Genomic DNA, 22,536 nt, shown 5'->3' with positions numbered 1-22,536 from the left:
CTGGCAGGCTGCCGTGCTGAAACTGGGCTGGTTTACTTGCTCAGGCACTCTTTCATGAAGGCCTTGCGCTCGTCGCCTTTTTTGCCCTTGGCGTCGGCGTTGCAGGTTTTCATCTTGGTTTGCTGGGTGGGTGCCGCGGCCTTGGCGCTCAGGCATTCCTTCATGAAGGCCTTGCGCTCATCGCCCTTCTTGCCCTCGGCGTCCTTGTTGCAGGTGCCCATCTTGGTCTGCTGCGCGGTCTTGGCGGGAGCGTCCGCGGCATGCGCCACCGGAGACAGGATGGCGGCGGCGGCAAATGCGAAGGCGGTCAGGGATAACAGCTTTTTCATGATGGCTCCATGGGTTGGGAATCGGGATTGAGTTCCGGCTGGAATTCCAACACATAACGCCGGGCCGGGCAAATTCGATGACCGGGTATCTGCGGGCCCCGGACGGCGCATGGCTTAACCGTAAAATCAGCCGATGCTCTCGATTAAAAAAGACCTGCTCACGGCCCTGGCCGCGGGCCTGGAAGAACTTTCCCCCGGCGCGGGCGACAAGGCCGCGTTTGAATCCCCCAAGGTGGCGGCCCACGGCGACCTCGCCTGCACGGCCGCCATGCAGCTGGCCAAGCCGCTCAAACTGAATCCGCGCCAGGTCGCCGAAAGCCTGCGCGGCATTTTGCTCAAGGCCCCGGCTTTCGAGCGCTGGGTGGACGCCATCGAGATCGCCGGCCCCGGCTTCATCAACATCCGCCTCAAGCCCGCCGCCAAGCAGGAAACCGTGCGCGAGGTGCTGCAGGCCGGCGCCACCTACGGCACGCAAGCCGAGGGCAGCGGGCGGCGCATGATCGTCGAGTTCGTCTCGGCCAACCCGACCGGCCCTCTGCATGTAGGCCACGGCCGGCAGGCCGCGCTGGGCGATGCGATCTGCAACCTCTTCGCCACCCAGGGCGCGCAGGTGTGGCGCGAGTTCTATTACAACGACGCGGGCGTGCAGATTCAGACCCTGGCGGCCAGTACCCAGGCGCGCGCCAAGGGCCTCAAGCCCGACGACGCCGGCTGGCCCGAATCGGCCTACAACGGCGACTACATCGCCGACATCGCGGCCGACTTCCTGGCGAAAAAGACGGTCAGCTCGGACGACCGCGAATTCACCGCCTCGGGCGACGTGGAAGACATGGACTCGATACGCCAGTTCGCCGTGGCCTACCTGCGCCACGAGCAAGACCTGGACCTCAAGGCCTTCTCGGTGAAGTTCGACAACTATTACCTCGAGTCCAGCCTGTACAGCTCGGGCCGCGTCGACGCCACTGTGGCCAAACTCAAAGACGCCGGCAAGACCTATGAGCAGGACGGCGCGCTGTGGCTGAAGTCGACCGACTACGGCGACGACAAAGACCGCGTGATGAAAAAGAGCGACGGCAGCTATACCTACTTCGTGCCCGACGTGGCCTACCACCTGGCCAAATGGGAGCGCGGCTTCGGCAAGGCGATCAACATCCAGGGCATGGACCACCACGGCACCATCGCCCGCGTGCGCGCCGGGCTGCAGGCCGCCGGCGAGGGCATCCCCCAGGGCTACCCCGACTACGTGCTGCACACCATGGTGCGCGTGATGCGCAACGGCGAAGAGGTCAAAATCTCCAAGCGCGCCGGCAGCTACGTCACCCTGCGCGACCTGATCGAATGGACCAGCGCCGATGCCGTGCGTTTCTTTCTGCTCAGCCGCAAGCCCGACACCGAATACATCTTCGACATCGACCTGGCGCTCGCCAAGAACAACGAGAACCCGGTGTACTACGTGCAGTACGCGCACGCGCGCATCTGCTCCATCCTGACCACCTGGGCCGGCCAGGGCGGCGACGAAGCCAGCCTGAAGTCTGCTGACCTGTCGGCGCTGGACAGCCCGCAGGCCCAGGCGCTGATGCTGCTGCTGGCCAAATACCCCGAGATGCTGGCCAACGCCGCAGCCGGCCTGGCGCCGCACGACGTGGCGTTTTACCTGCGCGAGCTGGCCGCGAACTACCACAGCTATTACGATGCCGAACGCATCCTGGTCGATGACGAGGCCGTCAAGCGCGCCCGGCTGGCACTGGTCGCGGCGACCGCGCAGGTGTTGCACAATGGCCTCGCGGTGCTGGGCGTGAGCGCCCCGCGCAAGATGTAATGCAAGCATGCCGGTAGCACCCTAATTTTCAGGACAAGACAATGAACGTGGGCAAGGGAATGAACACTCAAAGAGGCGGAACCCTGCTGGGTTTGGTGATTGGCGCCTTGATCGGCCTGGGCGCCGCGCTGGCCGTGGCGGTCTACATCACCAAGGTGCCTGTGCCTTTCATGAACAAAAGCCAGGCACGCAGCCCCGACAGCGATGCCGCGGAAGCCAAGAAGAACAAGGACTGGAACCCGAACGCGCCGCTGGCCGGCAAGAACCAGCCCAAGCCGCCGGCGCCTGCCCAGGGTCCCGCCGAAACGCCCAGCGTCGCCGTTCCCGACCCGTCCGCCAGCCCCAAGGCCGCCGCCTCGGCGCCCGCCAGAACCGCCGCCAAGCCCGCCCCCGCGGCCGATCCACTGGGCGACCTGGCCAAGGCCAAGGTCGAAGGCCTGTCGTCCAGCCCGGGCGTGGACCCTTTCAGCTACTTCATCCAGGCCGGCGCCTTCCGCACGCCCGAAGATGCCGAACAGCAGCGCGCCAAGCTGATGCTGCTGGGCATGCAGGCCAAGGTTACCGAGCGCGAACAGGCCGGCCGCACCGTGTACCGTGTGCGCCTCGGGCCTTTCGACAAAAAGGAAGACGCCGACAAAGCCAAGGAGCGGCTGGACAACAATTCCATCGAAACGGCGCTGGTCCGCGTGCAGCGCTGACGATAAGCTGAACTTTTCACGAGGCGGGTGTACAAACCCCTGTGCCCCGCACCCTGAGGGCCGCCGTCCGGAGGGGCGGCTTACCCACCATTTCTGTCATACCAGGAGAAGAATCTGATGCAACGCCGTGAGTTTTCGTTTACAGCCGCCTCGGCTGCCGTCGCCACCCTGGGCGGCATCGCCCTGCCCACCGTGGCGCAAGCCCAGGCCAAGGCCTTCAAAGAAGGCGCCGATTACCTGGCGCTGGACAAGCCGGCGCCCACCGAAGTCCCCGCCGGCCAGGTGGAGGTGGTCGAGTTCTTCTGGTACAGCTGCCCGCATTGCAATGCCTTTGAGCCTCAGCTCGAAGCCTGGATGAAGCAGGCGCCCAAGGATGTGACCGTGCGGCGCGTGCCGGTGGCCTTCCGCCCCGATTTCGAACCCCAGCAGCGCCTTTTTTACGTGCTGGAGGCCATGGGCAAGGTCGAGGAACTCCACAAAAAGGTGTTTTACGCCATCCACGTGGAAAAACTCGCGCTCGCCAATGCCGACTCGATTACCGCCTGGGCCGAGAAGCAGGGCATCGACAAAGCCAAGTTCGTCGAGATGTACAACTCCTTCACGGTGACCACCAAGGCCCGCAAGGCCACGCAGCTGCAGGACATCTACAAGGTCGACGGCGTGCCGGCGCTGGGCATTGCCGGGCGGTATTACACCTCGGCCACCCTGGCCCAGAGCATGGGCCGCGCCCTGCAGGTCACCGACGCGCTGATCGCGCAGTCGCGCGGCAAAGGCAAATAAGACGCTCCGGGCCCATAGCGGACCGCCGCCCCAAAACCCGCCTCGTTCCAGGCGGGTTTTTTTATGCCCCTAATATTCCCCGTGCAAGCCATTCCCGCGGCTTGCATGGCTACAATGGCCGAACCCCAAAGCAGCAAGATTCGTGCCTTATGAAACACCCCCTTTATTCCCTCATCCTGCCGGCCGCTTTGGCGCTGGGGGCGGCGTTTCCGGCCTGGGCTGAAAAAGCCGACCGGGACAAGCCCATGAACGCGGAGGCCGACGCCCTGCGCTATGACGACCTCAAGCAGACCAGCGTGTTCACCGGCAACGTGGTGATCACCAAAGGCACGACCATCGTGCGCGGCGCKCGCGTCGACGTCATGCAGGACCCCGAAGGCTATCAGCAGGCGGTGTCCATCGCGGCGCCCGGCAAGCTGGCCTTCTACCGCAAAAAACGCGACGGCGTGGACGAATACATCGAAGGCGAAGGCGAGCGCATTGAATACGACAGCCGCGCCGACCTCGTCAAATTCATCAAGCGCGCCGTGGTGCGCCGCTACAACGGCGCCACCCTGGTGGACGAAACCACCGGCGCCGTGATCGTCTACGACAACAACACCGACGTCTTCACCGTGGACGGCGGCGCACAGAACCAGACCGCCGCCAACCCGAGCGGCCGGATACGCGCCATGCTGTCGCCGCGCGCCGCCGCGTCGGCGCCGGCCACCGCTCCCGCGGCCCCGCCCGCCGCCCTGCGCCCCAGCACCACGCTGGGCACTGAAAAGAACTAGAAAGAACCTTTCACAGATGGATGTGGTGACTGACACTTCGGCGGCCCCGGCCGCGACCCCCAGCCGCCTCGTTGCGCAAGGGCTGCAAAAATCCTACGGCAGCCGCAAGGTCGTTCAGGACGTCTCGGTGGCCGTGCAAAAAGGCGAGGTCGTGGGCCTGCTGGGCCCCAACGGCGCCGGCAAGACGACTTCGTTCTACATGATCGTGGGCCTGGTGCGCGCCGACGCGGGCGAGATCTCCATCGACGGCCAGTCGGTCGAGCACATGCCGATTCACCTGCGCGCGCGCCTGGGCCTGAGCTACCTGCCGCAGGAAGCCTCGATCTTTCGCAAGCTCACGGTGGAGGAAAACGTGCGCGCCGTGCTCGAACTGCAGCTGGGCGCGAACGGCAAGCCGCTGGGCCGCGCCGAGATCGAGTCGCGCCTTGACGGCCTGCTGCAGGACCTGCGGGTGGRCCACCTGCGCAATTCGCCGGCCCCGGCGCTGTCGGGCGGCGAGCGCCGCCGCGTCGAGATCGCCCGCGCCCTGGCGACCCAGCCGCGCTTCATCCTGCTCGACGAGCCTTTTGCCGGCATTGACCCGATCGCCGTGATCGAGATCCAGCGCATCATCGGCTTCCTGAAGTCGCGCGGCATCGGCGTGCTGATCACCGACCACAACGTGCGCGAAACGCTGGGCATCTGCGACCACGCCTACATCATCAGCGACGGCCACGTGCTGGCCCAGGGCACGCCCTCCGAGATCGTGAACAACGCCGATGTGCGACGCGTGTACCTCGGTGAACACTTCAAGATGTAGGATGACACTCCCCCTGTTGTCGCTCACTTCGTGTAGCTCCCTCCCCCCCGAGGGGGCGGCGCCTGCGGCCTGGCAAAGCCAGTTCCGCGGCCCCTGCTCGCACTTTTTCTGCGCTTCGATCAAAGCTCCTTGACATGAAGCAGGGCCTCTCGCTCCGCGTCTCGCAGCACCTTGCGCTGACGCCCCAGCTGCAGCAGTCGATACGGCTGCTGCAGCTGTCGACGCTCGAGCTGAGCCAGGAGGTCGAGCAGATGCTCGACGAAAACCCGTTTCTCGAGGTGGCGGAAGAAACCGCCGTGCGCGAAGAGTTCGGCCTGGAGCACCTCAACACGCCGGTCAGCCAGGACAGCCGCGAGTTTGAATCCGCGGCGGATTCGACGGGCGGCGGCGCGGAGGATGCCGGGACTTCGGCCCCCGCCGATGCCGAGGTCAGCGCCGAACCCAAGCTCGAGGAAAGCTGGGAAGGCGACGGCACGGTGGAGACCACGCCCGACGACAGCGAATGGGGCAGCGATGCGCCGGCGCGCAAGAACAACAACGACGAGGGCGACACTGAGGCCTCCGACCTGACGGGCGCCCACGAGTCGCTGCAAGACCATTTGCACCGCCAGTCGTTGGGCCTGCGCCTGTCCGAAGAGGACCGCGCGGCCCTGCATTTCCTGATCGAGTCGCTCAATGACGACGGCTACCTCGAAGACAGCCTGGCCTCGCTCGCGGCGGGCCTGGCCGGGGATGACCTGGAACAGGCCGAGGACCTTGAGCAGCGTTTTGCCATGGCGCTCAAGCTGCTGCACCACATGGAGCCGGCCGGCGTGGGCGCGCGCAACCTGGCCGAATGCCTGGGCCTGCAGTTGCTGGACTGCAAGGACTGCGAAGAGACCCGCGCCGCTATCGCCATGTGCAAGCAGCCCATGGAGCTGCTGGCCAAACGCGACCTGAAGCGCCTGTCGCACCTGTGCGGATTCACCGAAGCCGCCGTCCGGGGCGCGATTGCCGTGATAGGCCGGCTCGACCCCAAACCCGGCCGCCGCTTCGTGAACGTGGAGCGCAACCTGATCGTGCCCGACGTCATCGTCGTGAAGTCGGGCCGGGGTTTCAAGGTCTCGCTCAACGGCGACGTGATGCCGCGCCTGCGCGTGCACGACATCTACGCCAACGCCCTCAAGCAGCACAAGGGCCAGGGCGGCCAGGCGCTACAGCAGCGTCTGCAGGAGGCGCGCTGGTTCATCAAGAACATCCAGCAGCGCTTCGACACCATCCTGCGCGTGAGCAGCGCCATCGTCGAGCGGCAGAAAAACTTCTTCACGCACGGCGAACTCGCCATGCGCCCGCTGGTGCTGCGCGAGATCGCCGACGAACTGGGCCTGCATGAGTCCACGATTTCGCGCGTGACCACCGCCAAGTACATGGGCACGCCCTTCGGCACTTTTGAGCTCAAATACTTCTTCGGCTCCGCGCTGGGCACCGAAACCGGCGGCAACGCTTCCAGCACCGCCGTGCGCGCGCTGATCAAGCAGTTCGTCTCCTCCGAGAGCCTGAAAAAGCCGCTCAGCGACAACCAGATTTCCGAAATGCTCAAGGAGCAGGGCATCGAATGCGCGCGCCGCACCGTGGCCAAGTACCGAGAGGCTTTGCGCATCGCGCCGGCTAATTTACGCAAATCACTGTAAATCCGATTCTCGGGCGCATGGCGGCGTTGCGCGGTGCTCGGAATCCTCATGCACCCAAGTGCATTCCGGTTCCTGCGCTCCGTGCGCCTTGCCCTGCATCCCGATAATCGAATTTCCAGCAGCCCTTTTGAAGAGTCCGACATGAACCAGCTCCAATTGTTTTTACCGTGCGCCGCCGGCGTCGAGGCCTTGCTGGCCACCGAGGTGCAGCGCGTCACCGGCATCCAGGGCAAGGCCTGGCGCGCCGGCGTGCAGTTGCAGGCTTCCTGGCGCGACGCGCTGCAGCTCAACCTGCACAGCCGCCTGGCCCAGCGCGTGCTGATCGAGTTGCAGCACAACCAGTACCGCAGTGAACAAGACCTTTACAACGCCGCCGCCAACGTGGCCTGGGAAATCTGGTTCACGCCCAAGCAGACCTTCAAGGTTGAGATCACCGCCCAGCACAGCCCGCTGCAGAGCCTGAACTTCGCGGCGCTGAAGATCAAGGACGCCATCGCCGACCGCTTCCGCGCCAAGTTCGACGACGTGCGGCCCAGCGTCGATACGCGCTGGCCCGACGTGCGCGTCTATGTGCACCTGACGACGGACACCGTCACGATTTACATCGACACCTCGGGTGAGCCCCTGTTCAAACGCGGCTGGCGCGAAGACAAGGGCGATGCGCCACTGAAAGAAACCCTGGCCGCCGCGATGATCGCCGCCAGCGGCTGGGACCAGCTGTGCAAGGACGGCGTTCCGCTCTACGACCCCTGCTGCGGCTCGGGCACCATCGCCATCGAGGCGGCGCAGATCGCCTGCAACATCGCGCCAGGCATCAACCGCCGTTTCGCCTTCCAGAAATACCTGCCCTTCCAGGGCCATGTGTGGGACGGCCTGCTGGACCAGGCCGAGGCCGCCATCACCGAACCCACGGCGCCGGTGTTCGGCAGCGATGTGTCCTTCCGCATGGTCGATTTCGCCGAACGCAATGCCGAGCGCGCCGGCGTGGCCAATGCGGTGGAATTCCGCGGCGGCGACGCGCTGCAGCGCATGCCACCCGCGCCCTCGGGCGTGATGCTGGTGAACCCGCCCTATGGCGAACGTATCGATGTAGCCGGCGTGGCCGGTATCACCGGTGTGCAGGGCCGCGACCAGCGCCGCCAGCAGAGCCGGGAAGTCCAGCACGACCACCGCAACCAGCCCATCGACGAGTTCGGCCAGCCGCTGAACCAGGACAGCGGTGACACGCGCGAAGAGCCGGCCTTCGAAACCCCGCGCGACCGCTCGGCCAACCCGGGCCGCGAGCAGGCGCAGAACGCCTGGGGCGAGGAAGCGGCCGACTTCTTTCCACAGCTGGCCGCGCACTGGAAGAAAAACTACGCGGGCTGGACGGCCCACGTGCTCACGCCCGACCTCAAGCTCCCCGGCAAGATGCGCCTGAAGGAATCGCGCCGTGTACCCATGTGGAACGGCCCGATCGAATGCCGGCTGTTCCGCTTCGACATGGTGGCCGGCTCGGCGCGCGGCAAGCCCGGGGCCGCGGGTACGGCACGCGAGCCGGCGCCGTGACGGCCGGGGCGCGCCAGCCCATCGTCCTGGACACCAACATCGTCCTCGACGTGTTTGTGTTCAACGATGCGGCGGCGCAGCCGCTCAGGCAGGCGCTGGAAGCCGGCGAGCTCGACTGGCTGGCCACGCAGGCCATGCGCGATGAGCTTGAACGCGTGCTGGCCTACCCGCAGATTGCGCCGCGCCTGGCGTTTTACCAATTGGGCGTGGATGATGTGCTCGCGGCTTTTGACCGCCACGCCCGCCTGCTGGAGGTGGCCGCCAAGGCCAGCGTCACCTGCAGCGATGCCGACGACCAGAAATTCATCGACCTGGCCGTGGCGGCCAAAGCCTTGCTGCTGAGCAAGGATCGGCACGTACTGTCCATGACCAAGCGGCTCGGCAGCCTCGGCGTCAGGGTGCAAAGCGCGATGCGGGCTTAGCGGCGGCAGGCTGCTAGGTGTATTCAGGCCACCGCGACGGCGGCGTCTGACGGCAGGGCGCCATCGGGCCCGGCCGGCGCCTGCATGGCGGCGCCGTTGGCGCGAAAACTGTGCGCGCTGGCCAGCGGCCAGTAGTAGCTGAAGACCGTGTTCTGTTTTTCCAGCGAGCCCAGCAGCGCGCCCGGCTCCACCTGCATGATGAGGTTGCTGAGCAACCGCACCTCGGTGTCGGTCAGGCGCCGCACGATGTGGTGGGCATTGACTTCGCGCGGGTGGCACAGGCCCGCAGCCTGCACCAGCTCCTGCAGCGCATGCAGGGTGCTGCGGTGGAAATTGCGCACGCGCTCGGCCTTGTCGGGCACCACCAGCGCCTGCTGGCGCACCGGATCCTGTGTGGTGACGCCGGTCGGGCATTTGCCGGTGTGGCAGCTTTGCGCCTGGATGCAGCCCAGCGCCATCATGAAGCCGCGCCCGGCGTTGCACCAGTCGGCGCCCAGCGCCATGAGCCGCACCATGTCGAAGGCGCTGACCACCTTGCCGGCCGCGCCTATGGAGACGCGGCTGCGCAGGTTCACGCCGATCAGCGTGTTGTGCACCAGCAGCAGGCCCTCCTGCAGCGGCGCGCCCACGTGGTCGGTGAACTCGACGGGCGCGGCGCCGGTGCCGCCCTCGGCGCCGTCCACCACGATGAAGTCGGGCGTGATGCCGGTCTCCAGCATGGCCTTGACGATGGCAAACCATTCCCAGGGGTGGCCTATGCAGAACTTGAAGCCGGTGGGCTTGCCGCCTGAGAGTTTTCGCAGCCTGGCGATGAAATGCATCATCTCGATGGGCGTGGAGAACGCGCTGTGGCTGGAGGGAGAGATGCAGTCCTTGCCTTGAGGCACGCCGCGCGCCGCCGAGATTTCAGCGGTGACTTTGGGGCCGGGCAGGATGCCGCCGTGGCCGGGCTTGGCGCCCTGGCTCATCTTGAGTTCGATCAGCTTGACCTGCGGGTCGCGCGCATTGGCGGCGAAGCGCTCCTCGCTGAAGCTGCCGTCCTCGTTGCGGCAGCCGAAATAGCCCGAGCCGATTTCCCAGATCAGGTCGCCGCCGTGCAGCCGGTGGTGCCGCGAGATGGATCCCTCGCCCGTGTCATGCGCAAAGCCGCCGAGTTTGGCGCCCTTGTTGAGCGCCATGATGGCATTGGCCGAAAGCGAGCCGAAGCTCAGGGCCGAGATGTTGAAGACGCTGGCATGGTAGGGCAGGGTGCAGGGCTCAACCGAAGGCGAGGGATGGTCGGGCGAGCCGCCTATCCAGACGCGGAAGTCGTGCGAGGCCAGCTTGGTCGGCGCCATCGAATGGTTGACCCATTCATAGCCTTGCGCGCCCACATCGAGCTGCGTGCCGAAGGGCCGGTTGTCGGGCTCGCCCTTGGAGCGCTGGTAGACCAGCGAACGCTGGGCGCGCGAGAAGGGCGTGGCCTCGCTGTCGCTTTCGATGAAGTACTGGCGCATCTCGGGCCGGATGAACTCGAACAGAAAGCGCATGTGGCCTATGACCGGGTAGTTGCGCAGCACCGCGTGCCGGGTCTGCCGCAGGTCGCGCACACCCACGCACACCAGCACCGTGCCGCCCACCAGGGATACCAGGGCCAGCTTCCCCACGCCAAAAATCATCAGGCCGAGCAGCCCCAGAAGCGCGGCAAGCCCGCACAGGACCATAAAGGTGTAACGGACCGGGAACCGGGCATCCAGACGCTGGAGGAACATGGTGGTGCTTCCGTGGGGAGAGGGGCAAAATAACCGCGATGCGGCAGATACACTTTGCATCATAAGAGCCTCGCGTGAGGCTCAGGACTGTTTTTCATGAAGCCCACCCCTAAAACCACCTCTTCCCCAGTGCCCTCGGCGGAGCCGGCTTTCCTTGAAGCCGAGGACTTTGACGAACTCGACGCCATCCTCGACGACTTGCGCACCCGCTACGACGAGACGCCGCAGTGGGAATTCTGCGAGGGCTTCATGGCCGCCGTGGTTTGCTCGCGGCGCCCCATCGCCGCCGCCGAATACCTGCCTGTGCTGCTGGCCGTGCCCGCCGAAGGCGAGGCGCCGGACCCGGAAGGCGGCTCCTTCGCGAGCGCCGAACAAGGTGGGCGCTTCCTCACGCTGTGGAACCGGCGCTGGCACGAAGTCGAAACGGCGCTCGATGCCGAAGTCGATTCGCTGGAAGACGACAACTGCTACCACCCCGAGGTGATGGACATACGCGGCGCCGTGGCTGAGATGGCGCCCGAAGAGCGCGCCGCCTTCAAGGGCGAAGACCTGCCGGCCTTTGCCCAGGTCTGGGCGCTTGGCTTTATGTTCGCGGTCGAGAGCTGGCCCGACGAATGGATGGCCCCGCGCGACAAGGACGCCGCCAAGTGGCTGGACGGCGCGCTGCAGGCCGTGGTCGCCATGACCGAGGACGACACGGCCGCGCCCGAGGTTTCACCCCTGAGCGAAGACGGCGCGCCCAGCACCAGCATTGCCCGGCTCAATGCCTTCGGCGAAGCCATCTGGGCGGTGTACGACCTGCGCGAGTTGTGGAAGACCCTGGGGCCCAAGGTGGAGACGGTGCGGGTTGAGGCCACGCCGGGGCGCAACGACCTTTGCCACTGCGGCAGCGGGAAAAAATACAAGAAGTGCCACGGCGCGGGCTGATCCCGTTGCGCTTACTGCTCCAGCGACACCAGCAGCCGCTCCATGATGGCGTGCGCATAGCGGCTCGCCACTTCCTCGACAAAGCGCGGGAAGTCCACATGGGCGCTGTCGTCCGCGCGGTCCGAGATGGTGCGCACGGCCGCAAAGGGCACACCGTAATCGAGACAGACCTGCGCTACGGCGGCGCCTTCCATCTCGACTGCCAGCACCGCGTGGCCCGCGCTCGTGAGTGCGGCATGCAGGCTGCGCGACTCGCCGGCGCCTGACACAAACCGGTCGCCGCTGGCGATCAAGCCCAGGTGCACGCGCGCGCCCGGAAAGGCCGCGCTCGCGCCGCCATCACCGCCGCCACCCAGCGCCGCCGAGGCCGCACTGAACAGCAGGGCCGTGAGCGCGGCATCGCCCTCGAAGCGGCTGCGGCCATACAGCGGCACCTCATAACGCGGAAACAGCGGCGAGGCATCGAGGTCATGCTGCACAAAATCGCTGGCCACCACGACATCGCCGACATTCACCCCCGCACCCAGGCCGCCGGCCACGCCGGTGAACACCATGCGGCGCACGCCAAAGCGTTCGATCAGCGCGGTCGCCGTGGTGGCGGCCGCCACCTTGCCGATTCTCGACAAGGCCAGCACCACGGGCCGGCCGTGCAAGTCGCCGAGCCAGAAATCGCGGCCGGCGTGCGTCACCTTGCGCGGCTGGTGCAGCAGTTCCATGAGGCCTTGCTGCTCCTGCAACAGGGCACTGAGGATGGCGATGGGGGCTGGAGAGCTTGAGGCGGTCTGGGAAATCGGCATGGCAGGATTGTGCCCACAAAGCACAGGCGCAAAAAAGGGCGACTCGCGCCGCCCTTAGAAAACCTTTGCAGGCTCTAAAAACTTGTTTGCCGGCGGCTTATTTTTTGTCCCGCAGCTCACGACGCAGAATCTTGCCGACCGGTGTCTTGGGCAGGTCGGTGCGGAACTCCACCACCTTTGGCTGCTTGTAGCCGGTCAGGTTGGCCTTGCAGTATTCGCGCACCTGGGCTTCAGTGAGGGCCGGGTTCTTCTTCACAATCACCAGCTTCACGGCTTCGCCGGATTTTTCGTCGGCCACGCCCACGCAGGCGCATTCCATCACGCCGTCAAGCTTGGCGACCACGTCTTCGATCTCGTTCGGGTAGACGTTGAAGCCGCTCACCAGGATCATGTCCTTCTTGCGGTCGACGATCCTGAAGAAGCCGTTTTCATCGAGCACGCCGATGTCGCCGGACTTGAAGTAGCCGTCGGGCGTCATGACCTTGGCGGTCTCGTCGGGACGCTGCCAGTAGCCGGCCATGACCTGCGGGCCCTTGATGGCGATCTCGCCGGGCTGACCTTGCGGCACTTCGTTGCCATCGTCGTCGAGCAGTTTGAAGTAAGTGCCGGGGATCGGCACGCCTATGGTGCCGGTGAAGGCCTTGCTGTTGGTCGGGTTGCAGCTGGCCGAGGGCGAGGTCTCGGACAGGCCATAGCCCTCGCAGACCGGGCAGCCGGTTTTTTCAAGCCACAGCTTGGCCACCGCGCTTTGCACGGCCATGCCGCCGCCCAGCGACACCTTCAGGTGCGACCAGTCCACGGTGTTGAAGTCCGGATGGTTGGCCAGGCCGTTGAACAGCGTGTTGACCGCCGGGAAGCTGTTGACCTTGTGCTTGGAGAGCTCCTTGAGCACGGCGGGCAGGTCGCGCGGGTTGGGGATCAGGATGTTTTTGCCGCCGGTGCGCATACCCAGCATCATGTTCACGGTGAACGCGAAGATGTGGTACAGCGGCAGCGCGCAAACGTAAGTGGGTTGCTGGCCGGCCTGCATGCTGGCCATGGCCGGGCCGTTCCAGGCCTCGGACTGCAGCACGTTGGCAATCACGTTGCGGTGCAGCAGCACCGCGCCCTTGGACACGCCGGTGGTGCCGCCGGTGTACTGCAGCACGGCCACGTCGTCGGGCTTGATGTCGGGGCGCTTGAGCGTCGCGCGCGTGCCCTGCGCCACGGCGTCGTTGAAACGCACGGCGCCGGGCAGGTTGAAGGCCGGCACCATCTTCTTGACGTTGCGCACCACGTAGTTGACCAGCGCGCCCTTGAGCATGCCGAGCTGGTCGCCCATGGCGCACAGCACCACGTGCTTGACCGGCGTGGCGGCGATGCACTGCTCCAGCGTGTTGGCGAAGTTCTCAATGATGACGATGGCCTTGGAGCCTGAATCCTTGAGYTGGTGYTCGAGCTCGCGCGGCGTGTATAGCGGGTTGACGTTGACCACCACGTAGCCGGCGCGCAGGATGGCGGCCACGGCCACCGGGTACTGCGGCACGTTGGGCATCATGATGGCGACGCGGTCGCCTTTGGCCAGACCCAGGCTTTGCAGGTAGGCGCCGAAAGCCTGCGACAGGCTGTCGGTCTGGGCGAAGGTGACATCCTTGCCCATGAAGCTGTAAGCGACGCGGCTGCCGTACTTCTTGAAGCTTTCCTCCATCAAGGCCACCAGCGACGGGTATTGCGACGCGTCGATGTCGGTGGGAACGCCCGGCGGGTAAGCCTTGAGCCAAGGGCGGTCAATGGTCGCTGCATTCATGTTTGTCTTCTCCATTACGTTTTGCTTACAGCCATGGATTCTCACGGCACGCCCTCTTCGTGGCTATTGCGTTTTCCCTAGGAAACCCGGGAAATCAGAAGGGAAGCTCCTCTAAACCAGAGGGAGCGGCGCGGGGCCGCGGGAAAACCCGTCGGCCGGCGCTTATTGCTTACTCGATGGCCTTGCCCATGTCTTCAATGACCTTTTTGGCGTCGCCGAAGACCATCATGGTTTTGTCCATGTAGAAGAGCTCGTTGTCCAGGCCCGCGTAGCCGGCCGCCATGGAGCGCTTGTTGACGATGACCGTCTTGGCCTTGTAGGCCTCCAGGATGGGCATGCCGTAAATGGCGCTGCCCTTGACGTGCGCGGCGGGATTTACCACGTCGTTGGCGCCCAGGATGATGGCGACGTCGGCCTGGCCGAACTCGGCGTTGATGTCTTCCATTTCATACACCTGGTCGTAAGGCACTTCGGCCTCGGCCAGCAGCACGTTCATGTGGCCCGGCATGCGGCCGGCCACCGGGTGGATGGCGTACTTGACGTTGACGCCCTTTTCGATGAGCTTTTGCGCCAGCTCTTTGACCGAGTGCTGCGCGCGCGCCACCGCCAGGCCGTAGCCGGGCACGATGATCACGGTTTCGGCATTGCCCAGGATGAAGGCGGCGTCATCGGCGGAACCCGACTTGACGGGGCGCTGCTCTTTGGCGCCCGCGGCGGCCGCGCCGGGCTCACCGCCGAAGCCGCCCAGGATCACGTTGAAGAAGGAGCGGTTCATCGCCTTGCACATGATGTACGAGAGGATGGCGCCCGATGAGCCGACCAGCGAGCCGGCGATGATCAGCATGGAGTTGTTGAGCGAAAAACCGATGCCGGCMGCCGCCCAGCCSGAATAGSWGTTGAGCATGGACACCACCACCGGCATGTCGGCGCCGCCGATCGGGATGATGATCAGCACGCCCATCACGAAGCTCAGCGCCAGCATCGCGAAAAAGGCTGGCCAGCTGCCGGTGAACATGAACACCAGCCCGAGGCCTATGGTCAGCAGGCCCAGGACCAGGTTCAGCTTGTGCTGGCCGGCGAACTGCACCGGCGTGCCCTGGAACAGGCGGAACTTGTAGGTGCCCGACAGTTTGCCGAAAGCGATCACCGAGCCGCTGAAGGTGATGGCGCCAATGGCCGCGCCGAGGAACAACTCGAGCCGGTTGCCGGTGGGGATGGGATTGCCTTTGGCCGCGATGCCGAAAGCGTAGGGCTCGGCCACGGCGGCCACGGCGATAAAGACCGCGGCCAGACCGATCATGCTGTGGAAGAAAGCCACCAGCTCGGGCATCTTGGTCATTTCGACCGTCTTGGCGCGCCAGGCGCCATAGCCCCCGCCGACCACCAGGCCCAACAGAACATAGCCCATGCCAAGGGCCTTGCCGCCCGAGATTTCGACGATCAGCGCGGCCGTCGTCAGCATGGCAATGGCCATGCCGACCATGCCGAACAGGTTGCCGCGTATCGAGCTGGTGGGGTGTGACAGGCCCTTGAGCGCCTGAATGAAACAGACGGAAGCTACCAGGTACAGCAGCGTGACGAGGTTCATGCTCATTTGGCGGCTCCTTCAGCGGGCGCGGCGGCTTTCTTTTCTTTCTTGCGGAACATCTCGAGCATCCGGCGCGTCACCAGGAAGCCGCCGAAGATGTTGACGGCCGCCAGCGCCACGGCCAGCACGCCCATGGTTTTGCCCAGCGGCGTTTCGGTCAGCGCGGCCGCGAGCATGGCGCCCACGATCACGATGGCCGAAATCGCGTTGGTCACCGCCATCAGCGGCGTGTGCAGGGCCGGCGTGACGGTCCACACCACGTGGTAGCCCACATAGATGGCCAGTACAAAAATAATCAGGTTGATGATGGTGGGTGACACTGCATCCATGGTCTTCTCCGTGAGAGCTGCGCCGGCCTTGGGGCCGGCCTTATTACGATGGGTCCGGGGGCTGGTGGGTTCGAGGCGGCTATTTGCGTTTGACTTCGCCACCTTGCGTCATCAGGCAGGCTGCAACAATGTCGTCTTCAAGGTCGATCTTCAATTCACCCTCTTTGGTGATGATGAGCTTGAGGAAGTCGAGCAGGTTGCGCGCGTAAAGCGCACTGGCATCGGCCGCGACCAGCGCCGGCACATTGGTTTCACCGATCAAGGTCACGCCGTGCTTGACCACGGTCTTGCCGGCTTCGGTGAGCGGGCAGTTGCCGCCCTGGGGCGCGGCCAGGTCGACGATCACGCTGCCGGGTTTCATGGCCTTGACCATGTCCTCGGTGACCAGCACCGGAGCCGCGCGGCCCGGGATCAGCGCCGTGGTGATGACCACGTCGGCTTGCGCGACGCGCTTGGCGACTTCGGCCTTTTGCCGTTCCAGCCAGCTGGGCGGCATGGGTTTGGCATAACCGCCCACGCCGACGGCGGCTTCGCGCTCTTCATCGGTTTCATAGGGCACGTCGATGAACTTGCCGCCCAGCGATTCGACCTGTTCTTTCACGCTGGGGCGCACGTCGCTGGCTTCAATCACCGCACCCAGGCGCTTGGCCGTGGCGATGGCCTGCAGGCCGGCGACGCCGACACCCAGGATCACCACGCGCGCGGCCTTGACCGTGCCGGCCGCCGTCATCAGCATGGGGAAGAAGCGCTGGTAGCGGTCGGCCGCCATCATCACGGCCTTGTAGCCGGCGATGTTGGCCTGGGAAGACAGCACATCCATGCTTTGCGCGCGGCTGGTGCGCGGCGCGGCTTCGAGTGCGAAGGAGGTCAGCTTGCCCGCGGCCAGGCGCTGCAGCCCGGCGGCGTCAAAAGGATTGAGCATGCCAACCAGCACGCCGCCGGCTTTGGCCAGCCCCATTTCGCTGTCCAGCGGGCAACGCACCTTGAGCACGATGTCGGCGCCGTAGGCGCCCGCCGCGTCGGTGATCTCCGCGCCGACGGCCGTGTAGGCTTCGTCGGGAACGCTGGCGGCGACGCCGGCGCCCGACTGCACCCGGACGGTATGCCCCTGGGCCTTGAGCTTTTTGGCCGTTTCGGGCGTGATGGCGACGCGTGTTTCTCCGGCCGTGATTTCGGCGGGTACCCCAATCAGCATGGGTCTCTCCTCAGTACGTTGGTATGGGCTTGGTGGACATCAGCCCGCGGGCGGGCTTGTGCGCGATCTGTCTTCTGCGTGTGTGTTTGTACCTGTCATGAAGCTTACATGAGATTTTTGCGATTTTTTGTCAGGGCAGTCTATAGTTTTTGCCTGTTCCAATGCTGGCCACAAAAATAAGCCCCATCAACCGCCATGCGGCTGACGGGGCTGTCCTGCCCGGCGGTGCGCCGTGTTATTTGGCCGTGGGCATCACGAACTCGGCGCCCTTGCCGATGCTTTCGGGCCAGCGCTGCATGATGGATTTTTGCTTGGTGTAGAAGCGCACGCCCTCTTCGCCATAGGCGTGCATATCGCCGAAGAGGCTCTTTTTCCAGCCGCCGAAGCCGTGCCAGGCCATGGGCACCGGAATCGGCACGTTGATGCCGACCATGCCGACCTGGATGCGCCGGCTGAACTCGCGCGCCACATTGCCGTCTCGGGTGAAGCAGCTCACGCCGTTGCCGAACTCATGGGCGTTGATGAGGTTCACCGCTTCGGCGAAATCCTTCACGCGGACGCAGCCCAGCACCGGGCCGAAGATTTCTTCCTTGTAAATGCGCATCCCGGGCGTGACGTGGTCGAACAGCGTGCCGCCCATCCAGAAACCCTTGTCGCAGCCGGCGCCGGCCTGGGCGCCCGTGAAGCCGCGCCCGTCGACCAGCAGCTTGGCGCCCTCTTTCACGCCGGTGTCGATGTAGCCCGTGATGCGCTGGTGCGCAGCCGAGGTGACGATGGGGCCCATCTCGGCGTCAAGTTCCACGCCGTTCTTGATCACCAGGGTCCTGGCGCGCGCTTCCAGCATGGGCACCAGCTTGTCGGCGACATTGCCGACCAGCACGGCCACCGAGATCGCCATGCAGCGCTCACCGGCCGAGCCGTAGCCCGCGCCTATCAGCGCGTCCACCGCCTGCTCGAGGTCGGCGTCGGGCATGACCACCATGTGGTTCTTCGCGCCGCCCAGGGCCTGCACGCGCTTGCCGTGGCGCGCGCCGGTCTCATAGATGTAGTTGGCGATCGGCGTGGAGCCGACAAAGGACACGGCTTTCACGTCGGGGTGCACCAGCAGCGCGTCGACCGCCTCCTTGTCGCCCTGCACCACGTTGAAGACGCCGTCGGGCAGGCCGGCTTGCTTGAGCAGGTCGGCCATGAAGAGGCTGGGGCTGGGGTCTATGGGGCTGGGCTTGAGCACAAAGCAGTTGCCGGCGGCAATCGCCACCGGGAACATCCACATCGGCACCATCACCGGGAAATTGAAAGGCGTGATGCCGGCCACCACACCGAGGGGCTGGCGCAGCGTCCAGTTGTCGATGCCGGTGCTGACCTGGTCGGTGAAGTCGCCCTTGAGCAGTTGCGGGATCCCACAGGCGAATTCCACGATGTCGATGCCGCGCGAGACTTCACCCTGCGCGTCGGTGAAGACCTTGCCGTGCTCGGCGGTGATCATGTGGGCCAGCTTGTCCTTGTTCTGGTTCAACAGCTCCAGGAACTTGAACAGCACGCGCGCGCGGCGCAGCGGCGGCGTGTCGGCCCAGGCCGGGAAGGCCGCCTGCGCGGACGCCACGGCGGCGTCGACCTCGGCCGTGCTGGCCAGCGCGACGTGGCCCGACACCGCGCCGGTCGCGGGGTTGAAGACTTCCTGGCTGCGGCCCGAGGCCGGTGCGGCGACGCGGCCTTGCAGGTAATGGCCTATGGTGGCCTGGGGAGCGGTGGCGGCGGGGGATAAAGACATGGGGAATCCTGTGGAAGTGGCCTGGCGGCGGGTTGCAAGCGCCGAAAAGGTCGGCTTGATGGCAGTCTAGGCGCGCAGGGCCGGATTGATAACTCCCTCATTTGTGATTACATTGTTCATATTTTTGAACAATCAGACGCCTGGAGCGCTTCACCGATGTCCTCCGACCAGCTTTCCCCCCTCGTGGCCGACCTGCACCTGCTGACCGTGCTGGCCGCCACCCGCAGCTTTACCGAGACGGCGCGCCGCCTGGGCGTCTCCAAGGCCTCGGCCAGCATGCGCATCAGCGAACTGGAGCGCGCCGCCGGCGTGACGCTGGTGCGGCGCACCACGCGTTCGGTGGGACTGACCGAGGCCGGCCAGCAGCTGGTCAACGGCATGCAGCCGGCCTTCAACCGCATCAGCGAAAGCTATTCGGCCGTGAAAGACCTGGTGGGCACGCCGCGCGGGCTGATCCGCGTGACCGCGCCGGTCGCGCTGGGACGGCAGCACCTGGCGCCCTGCGTGGCGGCCTTCCTCAAGCGCTTTCCCGAGATCCACATCGAGCTCGAGCTGACCGACCGCTTCGTGAACCTGGCCAACGAGGGTTTCGACCTGGCGATACGCCACACCAACGCGCCGCCCGAGACCCATGTGGCCTGGGTGCTGTGCGAGACACGCTCCATCCTGCTGGCCAGCCCCGACTACCTGGCGCGGCGCGGCGTGCCCACGCAGCCGGCGGAACTCGCCGCGCACGACTGCCTGCTCTACCTGGGCAGCCACAACACCGCAAGCTGGACCTTTGTGCGCAGCGGAAAGCGCAAGTCGCGCGAACAGGTCGGCGTCAACATCACCGGCACCCTGAAGGCCAACAACAGCGAAGTGCTGCGCGAGGCGCTGGTGGCCGGCCTGGGCATAGGCCTGCTGCCGGACTTCAGCGTGCCCGCGGGCGGCGGCCAGTCCCCATCTCTGGTTCATGTGCTTCCCGACTGGCAGGTGCAAGGCTTCTTCGGCGAGCGCATCTATGCCCTGCGGCCCTGGTCGGCCCAGGTGCCCAAGGCGGTGCAGTATTTTGTCGAGCACCTGCGCGAGAGTTTTGCCCGCGGGTTCGGTGCCGTGCAAGCGGCGCCGATGTCATAGAAGCTGCTCAACCGGGCCCGGGGAAAAATACCCGGAAGAACTGTCACCCGCGCCACGGATAATCACGGCCATGAACAATCGATGGAAGCCCAGCGTCACGGTCGCTGCGGTCATAGAAAAAATAATCGACGGCGTCCCCAAGTTCCTGCTGGTGGAGGAGGAAACCCGGGACGGCCTGAAGCTCAACAACCCCGCCGGCCATCTGGACCCGGGCGAAAGCCCGGTGCAGGGCTGCGCCCGCGAGACGCTGGAAGAGACCGCCTTCCACTTCAAGCCCACCGCCATCGTCGGCATCTACCTTTCGCGCTTCGAGCGGGCCGTGCCCGGGCAGGACGAAGCGCTGGACATCACCTATTTGCGCTTCGCCTTCTGCGGCGAACTCGGCGAGCACGTGCCCGGCCAGGCGCTGGACGAAGGCATTGTGCGCACCGTCTGGCTGACGGCCGACGAGATCCGGGCCAGCGTCCCCATGCACCGCAGCCCCCTGTTGCTGACCTGCATGGAAGACTACCTGGCCGGCAAGCGCTACCCGCTGAACCTGGTGACCACGGATCCCAGTGTGCATGCTCCGCTGGGCCAGGGCAGTCCTCAGTAAAGAATCCGCTGCGCCACAGGCGGCGGTGTCCATTGGTACAGCCAGGTTTCCGTCAATGACTGGCCGTCGACCTGCAAATGCATGCGCAGGTTGATGGGTGCGGTGCTGTCGCCATCGGGGCGCAGGTCGAACATGGCGCGCCAGCCCTTGATGGCGTCCAGCGGCCGGGCCGACGTCAATTCAATCGTGCCGCGCGAGGCGGTGATCACGGCTTTGACCTGGGCCTTGGCGCTCAGCAATCCAAAGTCGCCACCCGCAAAATCGACGGCAAAACGCCATGCATAGGCTGTGCGCTTTTGCCCGACCACGCCGCCCAGGCCGGTGCGCGTGGCCACGCAGCGCGCCAGCGGCCCTTGCGCGGCAGGCGGCTGGCCACCCCAGTGCAACCGGTAGGAAAACAGCAGTTCCTGCCCTGCCTGCGGCTTGTCCCTGGGGTTCCAGAAGGCCACGATGTTGTCAAAGGTTTCGTCCACCGTCGGGATTTCCACCAGCTGCACCGAGCCCGCACCCCAGCCCGTTTTGGGCTCGACCCACAGGCTCGGGCGCTTGTCATAGAACACGCCGTCGTCCTGGTAATGGTCGAAGTTGCGGTCGCGCTGCATCAGGCCAAAACCGCGCGGGTTGTCGTCCTGGAAGGCGTTGAATTGCAGTTGCGCCGGGTTGGTCAATGGGCGCCACAGCCATTCGCCCGTGCCGCTGTGCATGGCCAGGCCGTCGGTGTCGTGGATTTCGCCGCGCCAGTCCCAGCCCATGCGCCTGTCGTTCTCGCCGGTCTGGAACATGCTGGTGCACGGCGCGATGCCCAGGCGGGCTATGGTTTTACGCGGGTACAGCGCCACGTCCAGGTCCATGACCTGCGTGTCGCCCGGCGTGATTACAAAACGGTAGGCGCCGCTGACACTCGGCGAGTCCAGCAGGGCGTAGACGGTCAGTGAAGCCGATTTCGGGTCCGGCTTTTCGAGCCAGTAGCCGATGAAATCCGGAAACTCTTCCGGGAAAGTTTGCGCCGTGTCGATGGCCAGGCCACGTGCCGACTGGCCATACTGCCATTCGCCGCCCACCGCGCGAAAGTAGCTTGCACCGAGGAAGGCCGCCACGTCACGCACCGGATCGGTGTGGAAATTCAGCCGGAAGCCGGCAAAACCGAGATCGGCGGGCAGCTTGTCGCCCCGCACACCGCTTTTTCCGTAATCAAACATGGCCGGGTCATAGGCCAGCTCCTGCGCCTGGCCGTTGCTCACTTCATGCATGCGCACCGGTGCCTTGAAGAACAGGCCGAGGTGGAAAAACTTGGCCACGAAGCGCAGCTTGTCATCGCCCCACAAGGCATGGTCGTCACGAAAGCGGATGGCCTGGTGCTGGTCCCAGTTCAAGTCCGAAATACCGGCCGGCAAGGTTGTCGACCGGGGCTGGAAGGGTTTGGCCGACAAGTCGCGCGCCTGGCCCTTGAGCACCGCGTAGTCGAAGGCCTGGGCTTTGCCCACGGGCTTGAGGCCCGCAGCCTGGGCCAGTGACGAAAGCCATGGCAGCCCGGTGGCCATGCCGGCAGCCGTGACGGCCTGCCCGGTGCGGGAAAGAAATTGACGTCGTTGCAATGTGGCAGCTCCTGCAAGAAGGGGGCATTCCATTGTGCTGGAAACACCTGCAAAGATGCGGTGCAGCCATCGACAATAGTCCGAACGGCTTAGCAAACCCGGCGGTTTGCTCCGGCGAGCCGCGCCCGGGCGCGCCATCATCCCCGCAAACCCCCGGTGTTTGGGGCTGCGGGGATAATTGCCCCATGGGTCAAAAAGGCAAGTCCGCGCAGCGGATCGTCGTGGGTTTGAGCGGAGGCGTGGAC

The 22,536-nt window shown here is 65.4% G+C and carries 20 protein-coding genes; 11 read left to right on the top strand and 9 right to left on the bottom strand.

The window, feature by feature from the left end; translation table 11 throughout:
- Positions 1–32: 32 nt before the first annotated feature.
- On the bottom strand, positions 33–329 hold the full coding sequence (locus AC1D0P_RS00750) for a PsiF family protein (RefSeq protein WP_477674922.1): 297 nt from the start codon (positions 327–329) through the stop codon (positions 33–35).
- Positions 330–462: 133 nt separating this feature from the next.
- Between AC1D0P_RS00750 and argS the strand changes: the two genes are divergently transcribed.
- The 8 genes from argS (at position 463) to AC1D0P_RS00710 (ending at position 8,838) form a co-directional block, all read left to right on the top strand.
- Complete coding sequence (gene argS, locus AC1D0P_RS00745) at positions 463–2,148, top strand: arginine--tRNA ligase (RefSeq protein ID WP_477674921.1); 1,686 nt, start codon at positions 463–465, stop codon at positions 2,146–2,148.
- 59 nt (positions 2,149–2,207) lie between these two features.
- Complete coding sequence (locus AC1D0P_RS00740; protein WP_477674920.1) at positions 2,208–2,846, top strand: SPOR domain-containing protein; 639 nt, start codon at positions 2,208–2,210, stop codon at positions 2,844–2,846.
- 117 nt (positions 2,847–2,963) lie between these two features.
- Positions 2,964–3,626, top strand: a complete 663-nt coding sequence (locus tag AC1D0P_RS00735; protein WP_477674919.1) for a thiol:disulfide interchange protein DsbA/DsbL — start codon at positions 2,964–2,966, stop codon at positions 3,624–3,626.
- Between the two features lie 149 nt (positions 3,627–3,775).
- On the top strand, positions 3,776–4,399 hold the full coding sequence (lptA, locus tag AC1D0P_RS00730) for a lipopolysaccharide transport periplasmic protein LptA (protein ID WP_477674918.1): 624 nt from the start codon (positions 3,776–3,778) through the stop codon (positions 4,397–4,399).
- Between the two features lie 16 nt (positions 4,400–4,415).
- Positions 4,416–5,198, top strand: coding sequence for an LPS export ABC transporter ATP-binding protein (gene lptB, locus AC1D0P_RS00725; protein WP_477674917.1), 783 nt, complete (start codon positions 4,416–4,418; stop codon positions 5,196–5,198).
- A 134-nt stretch (positions 5,199–5,332) separates the two neighbouring features.
- Positions 5,333–6,868, top strand: a complete 1,536-nt coding sequence (locus tag AC1D0P_RS00720; protein WP_477674916.1) for an RNA polymerase factor sigma-54 — start codon at positions 5,333–5,335, stop codon at positions 6,866–6,868.
- Between the two features lie 141 nt (positions 6,869–7,009).
- Complete coding sequence (locus AC1D0P_RS00715; RefSeq protein ID WP_477674915.1) at positions 7,010–8,416, top strand: THUMP domain-containing class I SAM-dependent RNA methyltransferase; 1,407 nt, start codon at positions 7,010–7,012, stop codon at positions 8,414–8,416.
- Positions 8,413–8,838, top strand: coding sequence for a putative toxin-antitoxin system toxin component, PIN family (locus AC1D0P_RS00710; protein ID WP_477674914.1), 426 nt, complete (start codon positions 8,413–8,415; stop codon positions 8,836–8,838). The genes AC1D0P_RS00715 and AC1D0P_RS00710 overlap by 4 nt, the downstream gene beginning before the upstream one ends.
- Before the next feature lie 23 nt (positions 8,839–8,861).
- Here AC1D0P_RS00710 and AC1D0P_RS00705 read toward each other — a convergent pair whose 3' ends face one another.
- The gene (locus AC1D0P_RS00705; RefSeq protein ID WP_477674913.1) at positions 8,862–10,589 is read right to left on the bottom strand and encodes an FMN-binding glutamate synthase family protein; all 1,728 of its coding nucleotides are present in this window, start codon (positions 10,587–10,589) and stop codon (positions 8,862–8,864) included.
- Positions 10,590–10,685: 96 nt separating this feature from the next.
- On the opposite strand from AC1D0P_RS00705, the gene AC1D0P_RS00700 reads away from it, so the two are divergent.
- Entirely contained in the window at positions 10,686–11,516 is an 831-nt protein-coding gene (locus AC1D0P_RS00700) for a YecA/YgfB family protein (protein ID WP_477674912.1), read from the top strand.
- Positions 11,517–11,527: 11 nt separating this feature from the next.
- Here AC1D0P_RS00700 and AC1D0P_RS00695 read toward each other — a convergent pair whose 3' ends face one another.
- The 6 genes from AC1D0P_RS00695 to AC1D0P_RS00670 form a co-directional block, all read right to left on the bottom strand.
- Entirely contained in the window at positions 11,528–12,313 is a 786-nt protein-coding gene (locus tag AC1D0P_RS00695; protein WP_477674911.1) for a 5'-methylthioadenosine/adenosylhomocysteine nucleosidase, read from the bottom strand.
- Between the two features lie 97 nt (positions 12,314–12,410).
- Positions 12,411–14,099 (bottom strand): long-chain-fatty-acid--CoA ligase, encoded by a 1,689-nt coding sequence (locus AC1D0P_RS00690; protein ID WP_477674910.1) that lies wholly within the window; start codon positions 14,097–14,099, stop codon positions 12,411–12,413.
- A 169-nt stretch (positions 14,100–14,268) separates the two neighbouring features.
- Positions 14,269–15,693 (bottom strand): NAD(P)(+) transhydrogenase (Re/Si-specific) subunit beta, encoded by a 1,425-nt coding sequence (locus tag AC1D0P_RS00685; protein ID WP_477674909.1) that lies wholly within the window; start codon positions 15,691–15,693, stop codon positions 14,269–14,271.
- Positions 15,690–16,016 carry an NAD(P) transhydrogenase subunit alpha part 2 gene (locus AC1D0P_RS00680; RefSeq protein ID WP_477674908.1) on the bottom strand — a complete coding sequence of 109 codons (327 nt, stop codon included), beginning with the start codon at positions 16,014–16,016 and terminating at the stop codon, positions 15,690–15,692. Before AC1D0P_RS00680 ends, AC1D0P_RS00685 begins: the two co-directional genes overlap by 4 nt.
- 79 nt (positions 16,017–16,095) lie before the next feature.
- Positions 16,096–17,211, bottom strand: coding sequence for a Re/Si-specific NAD(P)(+) transhydrogenase subunit alpha (locus tag AC1D0P_RS00675; protein ID WP_477674907.1), 1,116 nt, complete (start codon positions 17,209–17,211; stop codon positions 16,096–16,098).
- 235 nt (positions 17,212–17,446) lie between these two features.
- Complete coding sequence (locus AC1D0P_RS00670) at positions 17,447–18,982, bottom strand: CoA-acylating methylmalonate-semialdehyde dehydrogenase (protein WP_477674906.1); 1,536 nt, start codon at positions 18,980–18,982, stop codon at positions 17,447–17,449.
- 156 nt (positions 18,983–19,138) lie between these two features.
- Between AC1D0P_RS00670 and AC1D0P_RS00665 the strand changes: the two genes are divergently transcribed.
- Both AC1D0P_RS00665 and AC1D0P_RS00660 read left to right on the top strand, forming a co-directional pair.
- A complete protein-coding gene (locus AC1D0P_RS00665; protein ID WP_477674905.1) occupies positions 19,139–20,101 on the top strand; it encodes a LysR family transcriptional regulator in 963 nt (320 codons plus the stop codon).
- 70 nt (positions 20,102–20,171) lie between these two features.
- The gene (locus AC1D0P_RS00660) at positions 20,172–20,696 is read left to right on the top strand and encodes an NUDIX hydrolase (RefSeq protein WP_477674904.1); all 525 of its coding nucleotides are present in this window, start codon (positions 20,172–20,174) and stop codon (positions 20,694–20,696) included.
- Here the strand turns inward: AC1D0P_RS00660 and AC1D0P_RS00655 are convergent.
- Positions 20,690–22,291: an OpgD/OpgG family glucan biosynthesis protein gene (locus tag AC1D0P_RS00655; protein WP_477674903.1), complete on the bottom strand. Its 1,602-nt coding sequence runs from the start codon at positions 22,289–22,291 to the stop codon at positions 20,690–20,692. The two genes, AC1D0P_RS00660 and AC1D0P_RS00655, sit on opposite strands and share 7 nt — an antisense overlap.
- Positions 22,292–22,536: the final 245 nt, after the last annotated feature.

It is taken from the genome of Polaromonas sp. P1_G2 (assembly GCF_056405515.1).
This window is presented reverse-complemented; position numbering and strand designations above follow the sequence as displayed.

Coding starts and splice junctions, on each gene's coding strand:
- AC1D0P_RS00750 (WP_477674922.1), bottom strand. CDS start 329: ATGAAAAAGCTGTTATCCCTGACCGCCTTCGCATTTGCCGCCGCCGCC.
- argS (WP_477674921.1), top strand. CDS start 463: ATGCTCTCGATTAAAAAAGACCTGCTCACGGCCCTGGCCGCGGGCCTG.
- AC1D0P_RS00740 (WP_477674920.1), top strand. CDS start 2,208: ATGAACACTCAAAGAGGCGGAACCCTGCTGGGTTTGGTGATTGGCGCC.
- AC1D0P_RS00735 (WP_477674919.1), top strand. CDS start 2,964: ATGCAACGCCGTGAGTTTTCGTTTACAGCCGCCTCGGCTGCCGTCGCC.
- AC1D0P_RS00720 (WP_477674916.1), top strand. CDS start 5,333: ATGAAGCAGGGCCTCTCGCTCCGCGTCTCGCAGCACCTTGCGCTGACG.
- AC1D0P_RS00715 (WP_477674915.1), top strand. CDS start 7,010: ATGAACCAGCTCCAATTGTTTTTACCGTGCGCCGCCGGCGTCGAGGCC.
- AC1D0P_RS00705 (WP_477674913.1), bottom strand. CDS start 10,589: ATGTTCCTCCAGCGTCTGGATGCCCGGTTCCCGGTCCGTTACACCTTT.
- AC1D0P_RS00700 (WP_477674912.1), top strand. CDS start 10,686: ATGAAGCCCACCCCTAAAACCACCTCTTCCCCAGTGCCCTCGGCGGAG.
- AC1D0P_RS00695 (WP_477674911.1), bottom strand. CDS start 12,313: ATGCCGATTTCCCAGACCGCCTCAAGCTCTCCAGCCCCCATCGCCATC.
- AC1D0P_RS00680 (WP_477674908.1), bottom strand. CDS start 16,016: ATGGATGCAGTGTCACCCACCATCATCAACCTGATTATTTTTGTACTG.
- AC1D0P_RS00675 (WP_477674907.1), bottom strand. CDS start 17,211: ATGCTGATTGGGGTACCCGCCGAAATCACGGCCGGAGAAACACGCGTC.
- AC1D0P_RS00670 (WP_477674906.1), bottom strand. CDS start 18,982: ATGTCTTTATCCCCCGCCGCCACCGCTCCCCAGGCCACCATAGGCCAT.
- AC1D0P_RS00665 (WP_477674905.1), top strand. CDS start 19,139: ATGTCCTCCGACCAGCTTTCCCCCCTCGTGGCCGACCTGCACCTGCTG.
- AC1D0P_RS00660 (WP_477674904.1), top strand. CDS start 20,172: ATGAACAATCGATGGAAGCCCAGCGTCACGGTCGCTGCGGTCATAGAA.